At 60.0% G+C, this 17227-nt stretch carries 17 protein-coding genes and 1 riboswitch; of the genes, 13 read left to right on the top strand and 4 right to left on the bottom strand.

Features of this window, described 5'->3' with window-relative positions; all coding sequences use genetic code 11:
* Positions 1-166: 166 nt before the first annotated feature.
* Entirely contained in the window at positions 167-1510 is a 1344-nt protein-coding gene (locus IV01_RS15005; protein ID WP_032627954.1) for a PQQ-dependent sugar dehydrogenase, read from the bottom strand.
* A gap of 102 nt (positions 1511-1612) precedes the next feature.
* Positions 1613-1833, top strand: a riboswitch (cobalamin riboswitch).
* A gap of 96 nt (positions 1834-1929) precedes the next feature.
* Between IV01_RS15005 and cobO the strand changes: the two genes are divergently transcribed.
* From cobO to IV01_RS15055, 12 genes are all read left to right on the top strand, one after another.
* The gene (gene cobO / locus IV01_RS15010) at positions 1930-2541 is read left to right on the top strand and encodes a cob(I)yrinic acid a,c-diamide adenosyltransferase (protein ID WP_032627953.1); all 612 of its coding nucleotides are present in this window, start codon (positions 1930-1932) and stop codon (positions 2539-2541) included.
* Positions 2542-2551: 10 nt separating this feature from the next.
* Positions 2552-3847, top strand: coding sequence for a cobyrinate a,c-diamide synthase (locus IV01_RS15015; protein ID WP_032627951.1), 1296 nt, complete (start codon positions 2552-2554; stop codon positions 3845-3847).
* A complete protein-coding gene (gene bluB, locus IV01_RS15020) occupies positions 3844-4494 on the top strand; it encodes a 5,6-dimethylbenzimidazole synthase (RefSeq protein ID WP_032627950.1) in 651 nt (216 codons plus the stop codon). Before IV01_RS15015 ends, bluB begins: the two co-directional genes overlap by 4 nt.
* Positions 4491-5399: an adenosylcobinamide-phosphate synthase CbiB gene (cbiB, locus tag IV01_RS15025; protein WP_032627948.1), complete on the top strand. Its 909-nt coding sequence runs from the start codon at positions 4491-4493 to the stop codon at positions 5397-5399. Before bluB ends, cbiB begins: the two co-directional genes overlap by 4 nt.
* Complete coding sequence (gene cobD, locus IV01_RS15030) at positions 5392-6396, top strand: threonine-phosphate decarboxylase CobD (RefSeq protein WP_032627947.1); 1005 nt, start codon at positions 5392-5394, stop codon at positions 6394-6396. The genes cbiB and cobD overlap by 8 nt, the downstream gene beginning before the upstream one ends.
* Positions 6393-7892, top strand: a complete 1500-nt coding sequence (locus tag IV01_RS0124975) for a cobyric acid synthase (RefSeq protein ID WP_050507439.1) — start codon at positions 6393-6395, stop codon at positions 7890-7892. Before cobD ends, IV01_RS0124975 begins: the two co-directional genes overlap by 4 nt.
* Positions 7893-8005: 113 nt before the next feature.
* Entirely contained in the window at positions 8006-8527 is a 522-nt protein-coding gene (gene cobU, locus IV01_RS15035) for a bifunctional adenosylcobinamide kinase/adenosylcobinamide-phosphate guanylyltransferase (RefSeq protein ID WP_032627946.1), read from the top strand.
* A complete protein-coding gene (gene cobT / locus IV01_RS15040; RefSeq protein ID WP_032627944.1) occupies positions 8524-9576 on the top strand; it encodes a nicotinate-nucleotide--dimethylbenzimidazole phosphoribosyltransferase in 1053 nt (350 codons plus the stop codon). Before cobU ends, cobT begins: the two co-directional genes overlap by 4 nt.
* Positions 9573-10196, top strand: a complete 624-nt coding sequence (gene cobC / locus IV01_RS0124970; protein WP_050507437.1) for an alpha-ribazole phosphatase family protein — start codon at positions 9573-9575, stop codon at positions 10194-10196. Before cobT ends, cobC begins: the two co-directional genes overlap by 4 nt.
* A gap of 106 nt (positions 10197-10302) precedes the next feature.
* Entirely contained in the window at positions 10303-11031 is a 729-nt protein-coding gene (locus IV01_RS15045; RefSeq protein ID WP_032627942.1) for an adenosylcobinamide-GDP ribazoletransferase, read from the top strand.
* Between the two features lie 232 nt (positions 11032-11263).
* Positions 11264-12466 carry an MFS transporter gene (locus tag IV01_RS15050; protein ID WP_032627941.1) on the top strand — a complete coding sequence of 401 codons (1203 nt, stop codon included), beginning with the start codon at positions 11264-11266 and terminating at the stop codon, positions 12464-12466.
* 206 nt (positions 12467-12672) lie between these two features.
* Entirely contained in the window at positions 12673-13224 is a 552-nt protein-coding gene (locus IV01_RS15055) for a glutathione peroxidase (protein WP_032627940.1), read from the top strand.
* A gap of 77 nt (positions 13225-13301) precedes the next feature.
* On the opposite strand, the gene IV01_RS15060 is transcribed toward IV01_RS15055, so the two are convergent.
* The 3 genes from IV01_RS15060 to IV01_RS15070 all read right to left on the bottom strand — a co-directional run bounded on the left by IV01_RS15060 (position 13302) and on the right by IV01_RS15070 (position 15712).
* Positions 13302-14576 carry an OmpP1/FadL family transporter gene (locus IV01_RS15060; RefSeq protein WP_032627939.1) on the bottom strand — a complete coding sequence of 425 codons (1275 nt, stop codon included), beginning with the start codon at positions 14574-14576 and terminating at the stop codon, positions 13302-13304.
* Between the two features lie 151 nt (positions 14577-14727).
* Positions 14728-15207 (bottom strand): hypothetical protein, encoded by a 480-nt coding sequence (locus tag IV01_RS15065; RefSeq protein ID WP_032627938.1) that lies wholly within the window; start codon positions 15205-15207, stop codon positions 14728-14730.
* A gap of 280 nt (positions 15208-15487) precedes the next feature.
* The gene (locus IV01_RS15070) at positions 15488-15712 is read right to left on the bottom strand and encodes a hypothetical protein (RefSeq protein ID WP_032627936.1); all 225 of its coding nucleotides are present in this window, start codon (positions 15710-15712) and stop codon (positions 15488-15490) included.
* 965 nt (positions 15713-16677) lie between these two features.
* Between IV01_RS15070 and IV01_RS15075 the strand changes: the two genes are divergently transcribed.
* The gene (locus tag IV01_RS15075; RefSeq protein WP_032627935.1) at positions 16678-17100 is read left to right on the top strand and encodes a tetratricopeptide repeat protein; all 423 of its coding nucleotides are present in this window, start codon (positions 16678-16680) and stop codon (positions 17098-17100) included.
* Positions 17101-17227 lie beyond the last annotated feature (127 nt).

Raw genomic sequence — 17227 nt, 5'->3', positions numbered from 1 at the left:
CACGGTGCCGGAGCGAAGGAACCCCTGGGAACCAGGGGCCGGACGTCAGCGAAAATGGTTTTGGTTACTTTTGTCGAAACAAAAGTGACCCGGCCGTCAGGACGGAACCAGAATTCAGCAGCGCCGCAAACGTTATGGGTGCCACTCGATTCAAAGATCTAGCGCTTCAAGGCTTGGCCGCGGTCTGCTGTGTCTTCCCCCCCGTAACCCGCCAAATCTTATTCCCCACATCATCTGCCACCAGCAACCCACCCTGATGATCATTGACCACCCCGACCGGCCGACCCTGGGCTTTTTCATCGGAATTCAGGAAGCCAGTCAGCAGGTCGATGGGCGCGCCGCTAGGCTTACCGCCGCTGAAGGGCACAAACAGCACCTTATAGCCGCTGTGGGGTTTACGGTTCCATGAGCCGTGCTGACCAATGAACAGCCCTTCGTTAAATGGCGCAGGCAGGGTTTTGCCGTCGGCGAACACCAGACCCAACGACGCGGTGTGTGGACCAACTGCGAAGTCCGGGGCGATAGCCTTGGCGACCAGTTCCGGATTTTGCGGTTTCACCCGCACATCCACGTGCTGGCCGTAATAGCTATAAGGCCAGCCATAGAAGCCGCCGTCCTTGACCGAGGTGACGTAGTCTGGGACCAGATCGCTGCCGATTTCGTCGCGTTCGTTGACCGCCGTCCACAACTTGCCGGTGTTGGGTTCCCAATCCATGCCGTTCGGATTGCGCAGGCCCGAGGCGAAGATACGATGTGCGCCGGTGGCGGCATCGACTTCCCAGATGGCGGCGCGACCTTCTTCAGCGGCCATGCCGTTTTCCGCCACATTACTGTTGGAGCCAACAGTCACGTACAGCTTGCTGCCGTCCTTGCTGGCGATGACGTTTTTGGTCCAGTGGTGATTCAGCGTGCCGCCTGGCAGGTCGACGACTTTGGTAGGCGCAGCGCTGATCGACGTCTGGCCGTCCTGATACGGGAAGCTGATCAGGCGGTCCGTGTCGGCCACATACAGCTTATTACCCACCAGAGTCATGCCGAACGGCGAGTTGAGGTTTGCCAGAAACACCGTGCGGGTCTCGGCCACGCCGTCGTGATCCTTGTCGCGCAACAGGGTGATGCGGTTGGCGCTGGGCACGCCCGCTCCGGCCCGGGCCATGACTTTTTTCATGACCCACCCTCGTACGCCCTGGTCATCGTCGGGTTTGGGCGGCGAATTGGTTTCCGCCACCAGCACGTCGCCGTTGGGCAGTACATACAGCCAGCGTGGGTGATCCAGATTCTCGGCGAAGGCGGCAACCTGGGTGCCGGGGGCCGCAACGGGTTTGGCATCTTTCGCCCAGCCGACCGCCGGGGCGATGTTCACCGTCGGGATCAGGGTCTTGTTCGGTTCAGGCAGCTTGGGCGACGGACCGGTGCCGTCGTTGACCTGCAAGGTAGAGGACTCGCCACAGCCCGCCAGGCCAGCAGCAAGCACGAGCAACACAGCGTAATGCGGTTTGAGCGTGAACATGGTGGATCTCCGTAACGGGCAGGGTGCAATAAGAGATAGAGACGCTCATGCGGGGGAGGTTCAACCCCGTGTTTGATTGACGCTCCCAGCCCAACCCTCTAATCTGCGCGCTTTGTTTCAGGTGCTCGAAATCCCCCGGATTGATTGAGTGAAACAGGGAAACCGGTAAAGCCGCTTAACGCGCTTCATCCCGGTGCTGCCCCCGCAACGGTAGATGAGTGAAGCTGTGCTGATGCCACTGTGTCTGAAAAGCCATGGGAAGGCGCGCAGTCGGGTTCGCCCGCTCATGAGCCCGGAGACCGGCCTGATCCATCCAACAGCATCACGGCGGGCGATGCTCTGCGCATGATCTGGCCGAGCGGCCAGTCAGTGCTGCCGCCTGCCGTCTGCTTTCGCGTGCCCTCAAGCGGAGAGCTGAGATGAACGAATCCCCCGAACGTGACGAACGCCATCTGGCGCGCATGCTGCGCAAAAAAGCCGTGATGGACGAACGTATCGCCAGCGCCCCCAATGAATGTGGCTTGCTCCTGGTGCTCACCGGCAATGGCAAAGGCAAAAGCAGCTCGGCCTTTGGCATGCTAGCCCGGGCCATGGGCCATGGCATGCAATGCGGCGTTGTGCAGTTCATCAAGGGCAGCAACAGCACCGGCGAAGAATTCTTTTTCCGGCGTTTCCCGGAGCAGGTGCGTTACCACGTGATGGGCGAGGGCTACACCTGGGAAACCCAGGATCGTCAACGGGATATCGCCGCTGCCGAAGCCGCTTGGGAAGTGTCCCTGGAAATGCTTCGCGACCCGGCCATCGGCATGGTCGTGCTGGATGAGCTGAATATCGCCCTTAAACACGGCTATCTGGACATCGAGCGGGTGCTCGCCGATCTGCAAGCCCGTCCGCCCATGCAGCACGTGATCGTCACCGGTCGTGGTGCCAAGCCGGAAATGATCGACATGGCCGACACTGTTTCTGAAATCACCGTGGTCAAGCACGCCTTTCAGGCAGGCATCCGAGCGCAGAAAGGCATTGAGCTGTGAGTGATTTTTCATGAGTGAGCCGCGCCATTGTCCGGCCGTATTGATCGCTGCGCCCGCTTCGGGTCAGGGCAAAACCACTGTCACCGCTGCGCTGGCTCGTCTGCATCGCAATCAGGGCCGCAAGGTTCGCGTGTTCAAATGCGGGCCGGATTTTCTCGACCCGATGATTCTTGAGCGGGCCAGTGGTGCGCCGGTGTATCAGCTGGACTTGTGGATGGTCGGCGCCGATGAAAGCCGCCGTCTGCTCTGGGAAGCGGCAGGCGAAGCGGATCTGATTCTGATTGAAGGCGTGATGGGCCTGTTCGACGGCACCCCGTCCAGCGCCGATCTGGCCCGTCATTTCGGCGTGCCAGTGCTGGGCGTCATCGACGGCACGGCGATGGCCCAGACGTTCGGCGCCCTGGCGCTGGGGCTGGCGCGGTATCAACCGGATTTGCCATTTGCCGGCGTGCTGGCCAATCGGGTCGGCACCGTGCGCCATGCGCAATTGCTCGAAGGCAGCCTCACCGAAGGTCTGCGCTGGTATGGCGCCCTGTCCCGGGAAACCGGAATCGAGCTGCCCAGTCGTCATCTCGGGTTGGTGCAGGCCAGCGAGCTGAACGATCTGGACCTGCGTCTGGACGCGGCTGCCGAGGCCTTGGCCAGTACCTGCGAAGTGGCCTTGCCACCGGCAGTGACGTTCGCCGCGCCGGAGATCATTCCCGCAGAGCCTTTGCTGGAAGGCGTGCGTATCGCCATAGCCCATGACGAAGCCTTCGCCTTTACCTATGGCGCGAGCCTGGACCTGCTACGGGCCATGGGCGCCGAGCTGTCGTTTTTCTCGCCGATCCGCGACAGCGTAATACCGGATGCCGACAGCCTGTATCTGCCTGGCGGTTATCCGGAATTGCACCACCAAGCCTTGAGCCAGAACGCGCCGATGCTGGCAGCGATTCGCGCCCATCACCAGGCAGGCAAACCCTTGCTGGCCGAATGCGGTGGAATGTTGTATCTGCTTGATGCCTTGACCGATGTCGACGGGCAACGCGCTGAACTGGTCGGGTTGCTGAGTGGTGAAGCGGTGATGCAGAAGCGTCTGGCGGCGCTGGCGCTGCAGAACGTTGCATTGCCCGAAGGCGAATTGCGCGGCCACACTTATCACCACTCGCTGACCAGCACCGAGTTGCAGCCCATCGCTCGCGGCTTGAGCCCTAACGGTGGGCGCGGCGCAGAGGCGGTTTATCGCGATGGGCGTCTGACCGCGTCTTACGTGCACTTCTATTTCCCTTCCAATCCTCAGGCGGTTGCGGCGCTTTTCAAACCATGAGTGATCAAGCGTACAGCGACCAAGAGCGTGCTGCGGTCTACCGTGCCATTGCCGAGCGTCGTGACATGCGGCATTTCAGCGGTGGCAGCGTGGCCCCGGAATTACTGGCACGTCTGCTCGACGCTGCCCATCAAGCGCCCAGCGTTGGCTTGATGCAGCCTTGGCGCTTCATCCGCATCACCGACCGAGCGTTGCGTGCCAGCATTCAGGCCCAGGTCGAGGAGGAGCGGATTCGCACCGCCGAAGCCTTGGGCGAGCGCGCCGATGACTTCATGAAGCTCAAGGTCGAAGGCATCAGCGACTGCGCCGAAGTGCTGGTGGCGGCTCTGATGGATGATCGCGAGAAGCATATTTTTGGTCGTCGAACCTTGCCCGAGATGGATCTGGCGTCGCTATCCTGCGCGATTCAGAACCTCTGGCTGGCGGCCCGCGCCGAAGGTCTGGGCATGGGCTGGGTATCGCTGTTCGATCCCCAGGCGCTGGCGGATCTGCTGGGCATGCCAGCGGGTGCCAAGCCGCTGGCGATTCTGTGCCTGGGGCCGGTGACGGAGTTCTATCCCGCACCCATGCTGGTCATGGAAGGCTGGACAAAAGAGCGACCGCTGAGCGAAATGCTGTTTGAAAATCAGTGGGGAGTCAGTCAATGAGTATGGCGCTGTTGAGCGTCGCCGGGGTGGCGCTGGATGCGTTGCTCGGCGAGCCGAAACGGTCCCATCCGCTGGTCGCGTTCGGGCGCTTTGCCGACCGCATCGAGCAGCGCTTCAATTCTGCGGGACGCGGCTGGCGCAGCCACGGTGTCACTGCATGGGTGATCGCGGTGGTGCCGTTGACCCTACTGGCCACCTTGCTCAGTTGGCTGCCTTACATCGGCTGGCTGGTTGAGATCCTCGCCTTGTATTGCGCCCTGGGTTTGCGCAGCCTGGGCGAGCATGTCGAGCCGGTGGCTCAGGCGTTGCGCTCCGATGATCTGGAAGAAGCGCGGCGTCGGGTGGGGTACTTGGTCAGCCGTCAGACCAGCGAACTGGACGCCACCGAAGTGGCCCGGGCTGCCACTGAGTCAGTGCTGGAGAACGGCAGTGATGCGGTGTTTGCCGCGCTGTTCTGGTTTGCGGTCGCCGGTGCGCCGGGGGTGGTCCTGTATCGCCTGAGCAATACGCTGGACGCCATGTGGGGTTATCGCAACGAACGTTTTGAACGCTTCGGCTGGGCAGCGGCAAAGATCGATGACCTGCTCAACTACATTCCTGCACGGCTGGTGGCGCTGACCTACGCGCTGTTGGGCAAGACCCGGCTGGCGCTGCGCTGCTGGCGCACTCAAGGCCCGACCTGGGACAGCCCCAATGCCGGACCGGTGATGGCAGCCGGCGCTGGTGCGTTGGGGGTGGAGCTGGGTGGCGCGGCGATTTATCACGGTGAGCTGCACCAACGTCCGCAACTGGGCGAAGGTGTGCCGGCGGATGCGAACGCCATCGACCGAGGCTGGCAGCTGGTGCAGCGCGGTGTGTGGTTATGGTTGCTGGTGTTGTGCGTAGGAGCTGAGTTTTATGCTTGAGCACGGTGGGCGCTTGCGCAAGGCCGCTCGGCAATACGGCATTGCCGAAGCGGACTGGCTGGATCTCTCCACGGGCATTGCGCCGTGGGCCTTTCCCATTCCGGCCATCCCGCCCGATGCCTGGGCGCGACTGCCTGAAGCAGATGATGGGCTGGAGCAAAGCGCTTGTGTTTATTACGGCGCCCCCGGTGCGCTGGCGGTGCCCGGCTCCCAAGCGGCCATTCAGGCGCTGCCTAGATTGCGCAGTACCGGCAAGGTCGGCGTGCTATCGCCCTGTTACGCCGAGCACGCCCATGCCTGGCGCCATTCGGGGTTTCTGGTGCGCGAGGTGGTCGAGCATGAAGTGGACTATTTTCTCGACAGCCTCGACGTGCTGGTGGTGGTCAACCCGAACAATCCTACAGGGCTGATGCTCAGTGCCGAGCAACTGCTGAAATGGCACACCCGGCTCGCCCGGCGCGGTGGCTGGCTGGTGGTGGATGAAGCGTTCATGGACAACACGCCAGAATTGAGTCTTGCGCAACACAGCGATGTGCCCGGTTTGATCGTGCTGCGTTCTTTCGGAAAATTCTTCGGCCTGGCTGGGGTGCGACTGGGTTTTGTCCTGGCCGAGGCCCGCTTGCTCAACCTGTTGCGCAACGAGATCGGGCCGTGGGCCGTGAGTGGGCCTACGCGCATTATCGGTCAGGCATGCCTGGGTGATACCGAAGGACATGACATGCAGCGCCAGCGCACCGAGCAGGCGAGCCAGCGTCTGGTGCAATTGCTGACCCGCCATTGCCTGACGCCACAGGGTGGATGCGCGCTGTTCCAGCGGCTGATCACCCCTCGTGCTGCGCAACTCTATGAATTCTGCGCCGTGCGCGGGATCCTGCTGCGCTTGTTCGTCAGTGACGACCCGCTCAAATGCAGCCTGCGATTCGGCCTGCCTCGGGACGAGGTGCAGTGGCAGCGTCTGGATGCCGCACTTTTGGATTTCAATCGGGAGCAGCCATGACCACCTTAATGGTGCAGGGCACCACGTCGGATGCCGGCAAAAGTACCCTGGTGACCGCGCTGTGCCGCTGGCTGACGCGCCAGGGCGTTGCCGTGGTGCCGTTCAAGCCACAAAACATGGCACTCAACAGTGCGGTCACTGCCGATGGTGGGGAAATCGGCCGCGCTCAGGCGGTACAAGCTCAAGCCTGTGGCCTGCAACCGCATACCGACATGAACCCGGTATTGCTCAAACCCAACAGCGACACCGGTGCGCAAGTGATTATTCACGGCCGTGCAGTGACCACCATGAATGCGGTGGCGTATCACGGCTATAAAGAGATCGCCATGCAGGCGGTGCTCGAATCTCACACGCGGCTGAGCCAGACTTACCCGGTGATCATGGTCGAAGGCGCCGGATCGCCTGCCGAGATCAATCTGCGCGCCAATGACATCGCCAACATGGGCTTCGCCGAAGCAGTGGATTGCCCGGTGCTGTTGATTGCCGACATCAATCGCGGTGGGGTTTTCGCCCATCTGGTGGGCACCCTCGAGTTGCTGTCCCCAAGCGAACAGGCGCGGGTCAAAGGTTTCATCATCAATCGGTTTCGCGGCGACATCGCCTTGCTGCAACCGGGTCTGGACTGGCTTGAAGCCCGTACCGGCAAGCCGGTGGTGGGCGTGCTGCCTTACGTGATGGACCTGCATCTGGAGGCGGAAGACGGCCTCGATCAGCGCCAGACCGATAAGGTCGAGCAAGTGTTGAATGTGGTGGTGCCGATCTTGCCGCGCATCAGTAACCATACCGATTTCGACCCGCTGCGCCTGCATCCGCAGGTCAATCTGCAATTCATCGGGCCGGGCCAGGCGATCCCTGCGGCTGACCTGATCATCCTGCCCGGCTCGAAAAGTGTGCGCAGTGACATGGCGTACCTGTGCGCCAATGGCTGGGACAGTGCTATCGCCCGCCATCTGCGCTATGGCGGCAAGTTGCTCGGGATCTGCGGTGGGTTGCAGATGCTCGGTGAGTATTTGCATGACCCGCTGGGGCTGGAAGGTGCACCGGGCTCCAGTGCAGGCCTGGGCTTGCTGGAGATGAGTACTGTGCTTGAAGAGCACAAACAGCTGCGCAATGTGACCGGCCGTTTGTTGCTGGAAGGCGTGCAGGTCAGCGGTTACGAAATTCATGCCGGAGTGACCACCGGCGCGGCTCTGGAGAATCCGGCGGTGGAGCTGGGTGATGGTCGTTTCGATGGCGCGCAAAGTGCGGACGGTCAGATTTTCGGCACCTACCTTCACGGCCTCTTCGAAACCCCCGAGGCGTGCAGCGCGCTGCTGCGTTGGGCGGGCTTGCAGGATGTGCAGCAAGTGGATTATCACGCCCTGCGCGAACGTGACATCGAGCGCCTGGCAGATCTGGTGGAAAACCATCTGGATGGCGGCTTGTTGCGGGAGTTGTGTGGGGTTGGAAAAGGGACGGTTCCTGTGGGAGCGAGGCTTGCCCGCGATGAACGATAGCGCGGTATCTCCCATGGACCGTGGTGCCTCAATCGCGGGCAAGCACCGCTCCCACAATCAATCCCATTCCACTCGGATGGTGATGTGCTTTCTGATGAAAGAGGACCACTGACATGCTGCAATTAATCCTCGGCGGCGCACGCTCCGGCAAGAGCAAACTGGCGGAAGGGCTGGCCAGTGGTTCGGGGCTGGAGGTGGTGTATATCGCCACGAGCCAACCGGTGGATGGCGAGCTGAACCAGCGTGTCGCCCTGCACCGTGAGCGTCGGCCCGCCAGCTGGGGACTGATTGAAGAGCCCATCGAGCTGGCGAGAATACTTCGTGATAACGCCTGCGCCGAGCGCTGCCTGCTGGTGGACTGCCTGACGCTGTGGCTGACCAATCTGCTGATGCTGGAAAACCCCACGCGTCTGGCGCAAGAGCGCGAGGCGCTGCTCGACTGCCTGGCGCAACTGCCAGGCGAAATCATTTTTGTCAGCAACGAGACCGGGCTGGGCGTAGTGCCCCTCGGTGAGTTGACCCGGCGTTATGTCGATGAGGCCGGCTTGCTCCATCAAGCCCTGGCCGAACGTTGCCAGCGCGTGGTGTTGACGGTTGCCGGCCTGCCGCTGACATTGAAAGGATCCGCATTATGAGTAATTCCTGGTGGCTCGCGCCTGCACGGACGATCAATGTTCCGGTCCGCGAAGAGGCCCTTGCCCGACAGCAACAGTTGACCAAACCCACCGGTTCACTCGGCCAGCTGGAGCGCGTTGCGGTGCAACTGGCCGGATTGCAGGGCCGGGCAAAACCCAAGGCCGATGCGCTCTGGATCGCCATCTTCGCGGGGGACCACGGCGTGGTCGCCGAAGGCGTCTCGGCCTATCCCCAGGAAGTGACCGGGCAAATGCTGCATAACTTTGTCACAGGCGGCGCGGCCATCAGCGTCTTGGCGCAACAACTCTCAGCGCAACTGGATGTGGTCGACCTGGGCACGGTCGCGCCACTGGATCTGCCGGGTGTACGCCATTTGCGTATCGGTGCCGGCACGGCGAACTTTGCTCAGGCTCCGGCGATGACCCAGGCGCAGGGACTATTGGCCCTGCAGGCCGGCCGCGACAGCGTGTTGCGGGCCAAGGCGGTGGGCAGTGAATTGTTCGTCGGCGGCGAGATGGGCATCGGTAATACGGCAGCAGCCAGCGCAGTGGCCTGCTCGCTGCTCGAGTGCCCGGCGCAGTTGTTGGTAGGGCCGGGCACCGGGCTGAATGCCGCAGGTATTGCCCACAAGACTGAGGTCATCGAGCGCGCCCTGAAGTTGCATGCCGAGCATGCTGGCGACCCGCTGCAAAGCCTGTTCTGTCTGGGCGGTTTCGAGATTGCAGCCCTGGCCGGTGCCTATCTGGCGTGCGCGCAGGAAGGCATCCCGGTGTTGGTCGACGGCTTTATTTGCAGCGTTGCGGCTCTGGTCGCCGTGCGTCTGAACCCTTCGTGCCGTGACTGGCTGCTGTTCGGCCATCGTGGTGCCGAGCCTGGCCATCGTCATCTGCTGGAAACCTTGCAAGCCGAACCGCTGCTGGATCTGGGTCTGCGTCTGGGCGAAGGCAGCGGCGCAGCACTGGCGGTGCCGTTGGTGCGTCTGGCGTGCCAGCTGCATAACGGCATGGCGACTTTTGCCGAAGCAGCCGTTGCAGATCGCCCGGCATGATGTTGCATCTGGACATGCTGCGCCACGGCGAAACCGAGTTGGGCGGCGGCATGCGTGGCAGCATCGACGACGCCTTGACGCAAGCCGGTTGGCAACAGATGCGCGCAGCGGTAGCTGAATCCGGGCCTTGGGACCGCATCGTCAGTTCGCCTCTGCAACGCTGCGCACGATTCGCCGAAGAGTTGGCGCGCCAGCATTCCTTGCCCTTGAGCCTTGAGCCGGATTTGCAGGAACTGCATTTCGGCGATTGGGAAGGGCACAGCGCTGCACAGTTGATGGACACCGATGCCGAAGGCCTCGGCTTGTTCTGGAATGATCCGTACAGCTTCACCCCGCCCAATGGCGAGCCAGTGCTTGAGTTTTCGGCACGTGTACTGGCTGCGGTGCACCGGTTGCATCAGGCTTATGCCGGTGAAAGAGTCTTGCTGATCAGTCATGGCGGTGTGATGCGCCTGTTGTTGGCCCAGGCCCGGGGCTTGCCTCGTGAGCAATTGCTGCAAGTCACGGTGGGGCATGGCGCGTTGTTGGGCATTAGTGTGGCTTCGAACGGAGCCTTGGAGTCCGCTTGCTGCAACGTGGCAAACTCGGATCCCTGTGGGAGCGGAGCTTGCCCGCGATAAGGGTGCCGTGGATATCAGGCGTATCGCATTCAACCCTATCGCGGGCAAGCACCCACAGAAATAGCATTCCAATTTAAGTTGTGAGTTGTTAGCGAGGAAGTCCGCCATGTTGCCATTCTGGATTGCCCTGCAATTCCTCAGCAGCTTGCCGATCAGCTTGCCCGGCATGCCCAAGCCGCAAGAGCTGGGGCGCTCGTTGTTGTTCTATCCGTTGGTGGGCGTGCTGTTTGGTGTCGTGCTGCTTGGTTTGAATGCACTGCTCAGCGGCACGCCACTGTTCTTGCATGCCGCGTTGCTGCTGACGGCCTGGGTGCTGCTCAGCGGCGGGTTGCATCTGGACGGTCTGGCCGACAGTGCCGACGCCTGGCTGGGTGGTTTCGGCGACCGTGAACGCACTTTGAGCATCATGAAAGATCCGCGCAGCGGGCCGATCGCGGTGGTCACCCTGATATTGGTGCTGCTGCTCAAATTTACTGTGCTGCTGGCCTTGATCGAAAATCATCACAGCGTCGCATTGTTGCTGGCGCCGGTCATCGGCCGCGTCGCGATGCTGGGGCTGTTTCTTTGTACTCCCTATGTTCGAGCGGGCGGGTTGGGGCAGGCGTTGGCTGATCACTTACCGCGTCCGGCGGGGACCAAGGTGTTGCTGGTCGCTGCTCTTGGTTGCCTGTTGATTGCCGGGTGGACAGGTTTGTATGCGCTCATTGCGGCGGCTGCTGCTTTCTTTTGGTTGCGGCATTTGATGGTCAAGCGTCTGGGTGGCACAACCGGAGATACGGCAGGGGCCTTGTTGGAGTTGCTTGAGGTGGTGGTTCTATTGGTGCTGGCAATCTGATGCCGCCACTGAACCATTGTCGGAGCGGTGCTTGTTCTGGGCGGCATTCCGACGATAAGGCTGGACGCGACTCACAGCGAACGCATCCAGCCTTATCGCGGAGAAGCACCGCACATAGGGCTGAGTTCATTCTCGAATTGACACCTCCATCCCCCAGCGCGTAGCTTCCACACATTCAGTTACGGGTATATGCGCGTAACTTGTCGTCTTACTCGTGAGCTGGAGAATAAAAATGACTTCTGTCTGGCGTACCAGTGGCTGGATTCTGTTGGGCAGTGCATTGATTCTGGCTCTGTCGCTCGGCACGCGGCATGGTTTCGGGCTGTTCCTTGCGCCCATGAGTGCCGATTTTGGCTGGGGGCGTGAGGTCTTTGCGTTTGCCATCGCCTTTCAGAACCTGATGTGGGGCTTGGCGCAACCCTTCGCAGGTGCCCTGGCTGACCGCTTTGGTGCGGCGAAGGTGGTGTTTGTCGGCGGGATTCTTTACGCCGCCGGGTTGATGATGATGAGCATGGCGGACTCGCCGCTGAGTCTGTCCTTGAGCGCGGGCCTGTTGATCGGGATCGGCCTGTCCGGGACTTCATTTTCAGTGATCCTCGGCGTTGTCGGCCGGGCGTTGCCGCCTGAGAAACGCAGCATGGGCATGGGCATCGCCAGTGCGGCGGGGTCCTTCGGCCAGTTCGCCATGCTGCCCGGTACTCTCGGTCTCCTCAGTTGGTTGGGATGGTCCTCGGCCTTGCTGGTGCTGGGCGCGATGGTGGCGCTGATTCTGCCATTGGTGATGATGCTCAAGGACAATCCGACGCCGCTGGTGGGTGGCGAGCAAACCTTGCGTGAGGCGTTGCAAGAAGCCTGCTCCCACTCCGGGTTCTGGTTGCTGGCGCTTGGTTTTTTTGTCTGCGGTTTTCAGGTGGTGTTCATCGGCGTGCATCTGCCAGCCTATCTCGTGGATCAGCACTTGCCGGCCAAGGTGGGCACCACAGTGTTGGCGCTGATTGGCCTGTTCAATATTTTCGGCACCTACACCGCAGGCTGGCTGGGCGGGCGCATGTCCAAACCAAGATTGTTGACGATGCTGTATCTGCTGCGCGCGGTGGTCATTGTATTGTTCATTTCGGTGCCCTTGAGCCAGACCACGGCCTATCTGTTTGGTGTGGCCATGGGCTTGTTATGGCTGTCTACCGTGCCACTGACCAACGGCACCGTCGCTACGCTATTCGGTGTGCGAAATTTGTCGATGCTCGGTGGTATCGTGTTTCTGTTCCATCAATTGGGCGCTTTCCTTGGCGGTTGGCTGGGTGGCGTCGTTTATGACCGAACCGGGAGCTATGACTTGATCTGGCAACTATCGATCCTGCTCAGCCTGTTGGCCGCTGCGCTCAACTGGCCGGTACGCGAACGGCCAGTTGCCCGTTTGCAGGCGAGTGTCGCGTGAACAGACTCAGGTTCTGGGGCGCGGGCATGGTCGGCGGGTTGCTGCTGGCCCTGGTCTGGTGGGCATGGCAGTACGTCGGGTTGGCGGCACTGCAACTCGGTATGGGCGCCTGCTGACTAGCCGCGCTAGGCATTTCTTCGGGCGCAGGTTAATTTGTCTGACAGAAAAGACAATAACGACTGCGCCGACCGGTGCCTGGAATTCTTATGACCACTCGCTGGCTTGCTGTTCCTGTTCTATTGCTCGCCATGGGCGGAACTGCCCTGGCTGCAGACTGCCCGCCGTTGCTGCAGGGTGAATTGCCGAAGCTGCGCGCCAAGGAAAATATCGATCTGTGCCAGCGCTTCGCCGGCAAACCAATGGTGGTGGTCAATACCGCCAGCTTCTGTGGTTTTGCGCCGCAATTCAAAAGCCTTGAGGCCCTGAGCCAGCGTTACAAAGGGCAGGGGTTGGAAGTGCTGGGCGTGCCGTCCAATGACTTCAAGCAGGAGTCCAAAGACGGAGAGGAGACCGCCAAAGTCTGCTACGTCAATTACGGCGTGACCTTCACCATGACCGAGCCGCAGAGCGTCAGAGGTTCTGACGCCACGCATCTGTTCAAGGTGCTGGCCGAGCAGAGCAGCGCGCCGCGCTGGAACTTCTATAAATACGTAGTCGATCGTCAGGGCAAGGTCGTGGCCAGTTTCTCCAGCATGACCGAGCCGGACGATCCGGATCTGATTGCGGCGGTGGAAAAGGCCATCGCTTCCAAACCTTGAGGCGCAGATAACAAAAAGCCCCGCAGACCATCACTGGTTTGCGGGGCTTTTGTTTTCAGCCCGTCGCGACTAATGCATCAGAAGCGATAGGTGATCGAGCTACCGATACCGTGAGCACTGTTGCGGTAGTCCGCGCTGTAGGCGCCTTTGGTCGCGCTGGCGTCGCGAATCTTCGCTTCATCTTCACGCAGGTACGAGTAGGCCACGTCGATGGTCATGTCGTCCGTCGGGCTCCAGGCAGCACCGAAACTGATGGCCTTGCGGTCACCGGTCGGGATGCGTGGTGAACGATTCAGGTTATTGGCTGGCGACTGATCAACCGAGAAGCCGGTACGCAGGGTCCACTCTTTGTTGACTTTGTAGGACGCGCCGATGGCGTGTGCCCAGGTGTCGTGCCAGTTCTGTTCTTCGGCAATTCTGCCGATCGGGCCTGCTGAGCCACCCAGTTGCGGTGGAACGCCACTGTTGTTCACAACGATGCTTTCCAGTCGGCTCCAGCGAGTCCAGGTGCTCCCTGCATAGAGAGTCCAGTTGGCGTCCAGCTCGTGGGTAACCGAGAAATCGACAGATTCCGGAGTATCAATGTTCAGGCCAGCGTGATACTTGCCGCCGTTGAACGGGCCGAAACCGCTGCCTTCGATTTTGGTTTTGCCATCGAGTTTGTATTCGACTTTGGAGTGGTAGGTCAGGCCTACGCGGGTGCTGTCAGTGGCTTGTACCAGGATACCGGCGTTGAAGCCGATCCCCAGGTCGTCGCCTTTGATCTTCACTTCGCCGTCATTGCGGCCAGGTGTTGCAGCGTTAAGCGTGGCTGAGGTCAGCTCGCCTTCGATGCGGTTGAAGGTAGGACCGAAACCGATCGAGACCTTGTCGTTGAATGCATAGCTGACGGTGGGCTGGAAGGTGAGAACCTGAACGTGGCTCTTGTCACCCCAGTAGCGACCGGCAAAACCGCTTTCGTAGTCAGTGACCAGACCAAACGGAACGTAGAAACCAACACCAAATGCCCAGTGATCATCGATAGGCTTGACGTAATAGCCCATCGGAACACCGACGAACGGTACCATATCGCCATCATTGCTGCCGCCAAAAGTGCCGCGGCCGTTGTCAATGTCGGTTTTGGCGATGATCGCCGCTGCGCCAACGCTGACTTGTTCGCGCTTCAAACGGGACATGCCGGCAGGGTTACCAAAGACAGTGCTTGCATCATCAGCTGAGGAAGAGCGGCCCGCGAAGCCGGTGCCCATGCCACTGATACTTTGCTCGTTGATAGCGAAGCCGGAAGCAAACAATTGAGAAGTTGCCAGGCTGACAGCTAGGCCGAGTGTGGTCTTGAGCATTACTTTTTTCATTATTAGAACTCCGTGTTGATCACCGCGCGGAAATTACCAACATTTTTCGGAATGCGCTATAGGCCCAATGGCGCGATCTAGAGCGTTTTTTGTAGGACAATCCGTTTAAAATGTCGACATCGTAACGCAACGTGCGGCGGTCACATCCCGGTCATGCCGGGTGATATAGCGGAGTTACACAGGTCTGCCATGCGTCTACGAAATCACGCAGTCTGCCCTGAGGCTGAAATATTTCGCGCCATATTTTGGCCATTTCACGGGGATCTTCATCGGAGGGCAGGCACGAGCCTCTGGCTTCAACCATTAACCATGCAATGGCGGTGGAGTAACGCAGGTTCACGGTAAGTTCCAGATGGGGGCCGGTCAGGAAGGCATGTTGGCTGGCTAGCCCGCGAACGAGGCTGGCTAGCTCCGGATCTCGCGCCAGATAGCTGTCCCATAGTTGTCGGTGGCGAACGTCGGTGATGCTGTAAAGGCCGTGGCCCCGTCGGCTGTCCAGCTCTGCACCTAATGAGGACTGGCTGGCCGCGACTGCCAGCAGAAATGATTCGGCGCCCCCGCTGTGGCGGTTCAAATACAGCAGTGTGGGGCGGATGACGTGACGGGATAAATCTCTGGCTGCAATTCCCATAATGCCCTCGGGGAATCCAATGACCGCCGGGCCCTGACGTATTGGCAGCGAAGGTACAGGTCAGGCCCGTCGGAAGCGGCCGGTGCCGCTTAAGTTGAAGTGTAGTGTCAGAAATCCAGCGTAAAGGACTGTTTTTAAATTATTTCCCGACAAGCATCGACCTGCATATATCCCTTTGCGCTAGAGGGATATCAATCACGCTGCTTATTTTACGGGCGAAAAAAAGCCCCGCCGTTATTGGGCAGGGCTTTATTCATTCGTCGAAACCGGCTGTTTAGCCTCAGGCGATCAAGGCCTGGCGAGTACGATCGATCACTGCTTGCAGCGGCTCTGCGCTGGAATACTGATCGGGGTACAGGCGTTCGCTGTGGCGTGCAATGCCGTGTTCGTTGACGATGGTAAAGCTGAAGCAGCCTTTGCGAGCGGCCATGATCAGGCAGTTCATCGGGGCAAAAGCGTTGGTCAGTGTATGGATAGCGTGTTCAGTCTGGATATGAGTAGTCATGGTAAGGGTGTTTCCTGGATCGGCACGGAACAAAACCGTGCAAAATTAAAACGTTCCAGCTAAACGCGGGCCATCCTGTTGTTAGGAGGCTGGGCGAAGAACCTGTCTGGAACAAAGCAGGCAGTTGAGGCGCGCGTTATCGTATGGCGCTCATTCTGACCGGTAGGTACTTAGGAGGGCAGGCAGCACAACAAGAGCAAAGGTTCGACGCTCTAGGTGGAGATCCTGATCAATTGCAGGCTGGTTCTATCAGACCATGAAGTTGTTGCATCACCACTGCCGTCTGCGGCTAGTCGGTATGCAGGTTCATGTCTGGAAACCATCGAGGTGGTCGATCCCTTGTTGTCAGCAGCCTCTTCATTCGTGTGAAGGTAGCGTGCCGGGGGACTTTTTCGACCAGAATTGACTTTCAGCTTGGTACTAACGGCGGCAATGCTAACCGAGTTGCCGGGGTATGGGAAGAGGCGAGGTGAAAAAACCTTAGCTTAGTCTTTGGGTTGTGGGAGCGCGCTTGCCCGCGATAGCGTTGGATCAGGCATAATTTTTCGGCTGAACCAACGTTATCGCGGGCAAGCGCGCTCCTACAGAGGCGGTGTTGGCCATGGGCATTTTCAGCTCTTATCGCCGTCCGGAATCAACTTGTGCACATTGGCGCAACTAGCTGCCACATCACTGTCATATGCGCGTCTAAGAGGTTGATTTACCGTGGTGATTTATTAAGTCAATGAAAAACATCAAATTTTTTCACTGGTGAAAAAATCGTCAGTTTGACCGCAGGCCCCATTCCGTCTAGCTTTGCGGGCCTTGGATGGGGGTTGTCCACTGAGTTATCCACAGCTTCTGTGGATTGTCCCAAGCGTGCGCTCTACTAAGCGGGTTTAAGCCCCTCGTTCTTCAATACCCTCTTTACCTGCGTGAGAAAAAGTGTAGAGTTGCGCGCCTCCTGTTTTGCCCCCGCAGTGTTTATGAAGCCGTATCCTGACTCACCAAACGAACCTAATGCCTCAACGGGCGAAAGTTCGCACCTGTCATTGCGTGTCGCGTTGTGGCTGCTCGATAACCCGCGTCTGAATCAAAAGTCCAGCATCAAGCACTTCGCCGGTCGTTTGCTCAAGCAGCCTGCGCGTCGAGGCGTGGTGGTGGCGCAAAGTCGGTTGGGGCAAATGCTTTGCCGGGACTGTGGCAATACCCGGGATCGGCGCATCGGTCATGAGTTGCTGCGTCAGGCCGCACGCGCCGGTGACTGCAGCGCTCAGTTCGAATATGGACGTCTGTGTGCGCAGGCACCGATCAACGAACCGCAACGTGCCCGCCACTGGCTGGAACTGGCGTCGGCAAAAGGCTCGCTGGATGCACAGCGGCTGCTGGTCCAGATGGACCGTCGCTGACACCATCTCCCGCAATCCGCTGCCGTCCCACGCCGCAGTTCGCGCATAATGCCGCCAGCATGAATCGGGCATTCCTGGAGTTTCTATGGCACTGGACTTGAACAGCCTGCTGATCGGCCTTGGCCTC

It is taken from the genome of Pseudomonas syringae (assembly GCF_000737245.1).
Lineage (GTDB): Bacteria > Pseudomonadota > Gammaproteobacteria > Pseudomonadales > Pseudomonadaceae > Aquipseudomonas > Aquipseudomonas syringae_J.
Note: the sequence above shows the minus strand (reverse complement) of the source record. Positions and strands in the feature narration are given on the sequence as shown.

Excerpts from the sequence above, each read along its gene's own strand:
- IV01_RS15060 (WP_032627939.1), bottom strand. The coding sequence starts at position 14,576 with ATGAAAAAAGTAATGCTCAAGACCACACTCGGCCTAGCTGTCAGCCTG.
- IV01_RS15005 (WP_032627954.1), bottom strand. The coding sequence starts at position 1,510 with ATGTTCACGCTCAAACCGCATTACGCTGTGTTGCTCGTGCTTGCTGCT.
- IV01_RS0124975 (WP_050507439.1), top strand. The coding sequence starts at position 6,393 with ATGACCACCTTAATGGTGCAGGGCACCACGTCGGATGCCGGCAAAAGT.
- cobT (WP_032627944.1), top strand. The coding sequence starts at position 8,524 with ATGAGTAATTCCTGGTGGCTCGCGCCTGCACGGACGATCAATGTTCCG.
- IV01_RS15055 (WP_032627940.1), top strand. The coding sequence starts at position 12,673 with ATGACCACTCGCTGGCTTGCTGTTCCTGTTCTATTGCTCGCCATGGGC.
- IV01_RS15070 (WP_032627936.1), bottom strand. The coding sequence starts at position 15,712 with ATGACTACTCATATCCAGACTGAACACGCTATCCATACACTGACCAAC.
- cbiB (WP_032627948.1), top strand. The coding sequence starts at position 4,491 with ATGAGTATGGCGCTGTTGAGCGTCGCCGGGGTGGCGCTGGATGCGTTG.
- cobC (WP_050507437.1), top strand. The coding sequence starts at position 9,573 with ATGATGTTGCATCTGGACATGCTGCGCCACGGCGAAACCGAGTTGGGC.
- IV01_RS15045 (WP_032627942.1), top strand. The coding sequence starts at position 10,303 with ATGTTGCCATTCTGGATTGCCCTGCAATTCCTCAGCAGCTTGCCGATC.
- cobU (WP_032627946.1), top strand. The coding sequence starts at position 8,006 with ATGCTGCAATTAATCCTCGGCGGCGCACGCTCCGGCAAGAGCAAACTG.
- IV01_RS15015 (WP_032627951.1), top strand. The coding sequence starts at position 2,552 with ATGAGTGAGCCGCGCCATTGTCCGGCCGTATTGATCGCTGCGCCCGCT.
- IV01_RS15065 (WP_032627938.1), bottom strand. The coding sequence starts at position 15,207 with ATGGGAATTGCAGCCAGAGATTTATCCCGTCACGTCATCCGCCCCACA.
- cobO (WP_032627953.1), top strand. The coding sequence starts at position 1,930 with ATGAACGAATCCCCCGAACGTGACGAACGCCATCTGGCGCGCATGCTG.
- bluB (WP_032627950.1), top strand. The coding sequence starts at position 3,844 with ATGAGTGATCAAGCGTACAGCGACCAAGAGCGTGCTGCGGTCTACCGT.
- IV01_RS15050 (WP_032627941.1), top strand. The coding sequence starts at position 11,264 with ATGACTTCTGTCTGGCGTACCAGTGGCTGGATTCTGTTGGGCAGTGCA.
- IV01_RS15075 (WP_032627935.1), top strand. The coding sequence starts at position 16,678 with ATGAAGCCGTATCCTGACTCACCAAACGAACCTAATGCCTCAACGGGC.
- cobD (WP_032627947.1), top strand. The coding sequence starts at position 5,392 with ATGCTTGAGCACGGTGGGCGCTTGCGCAAGGCCGCTCGGCAATACGGC.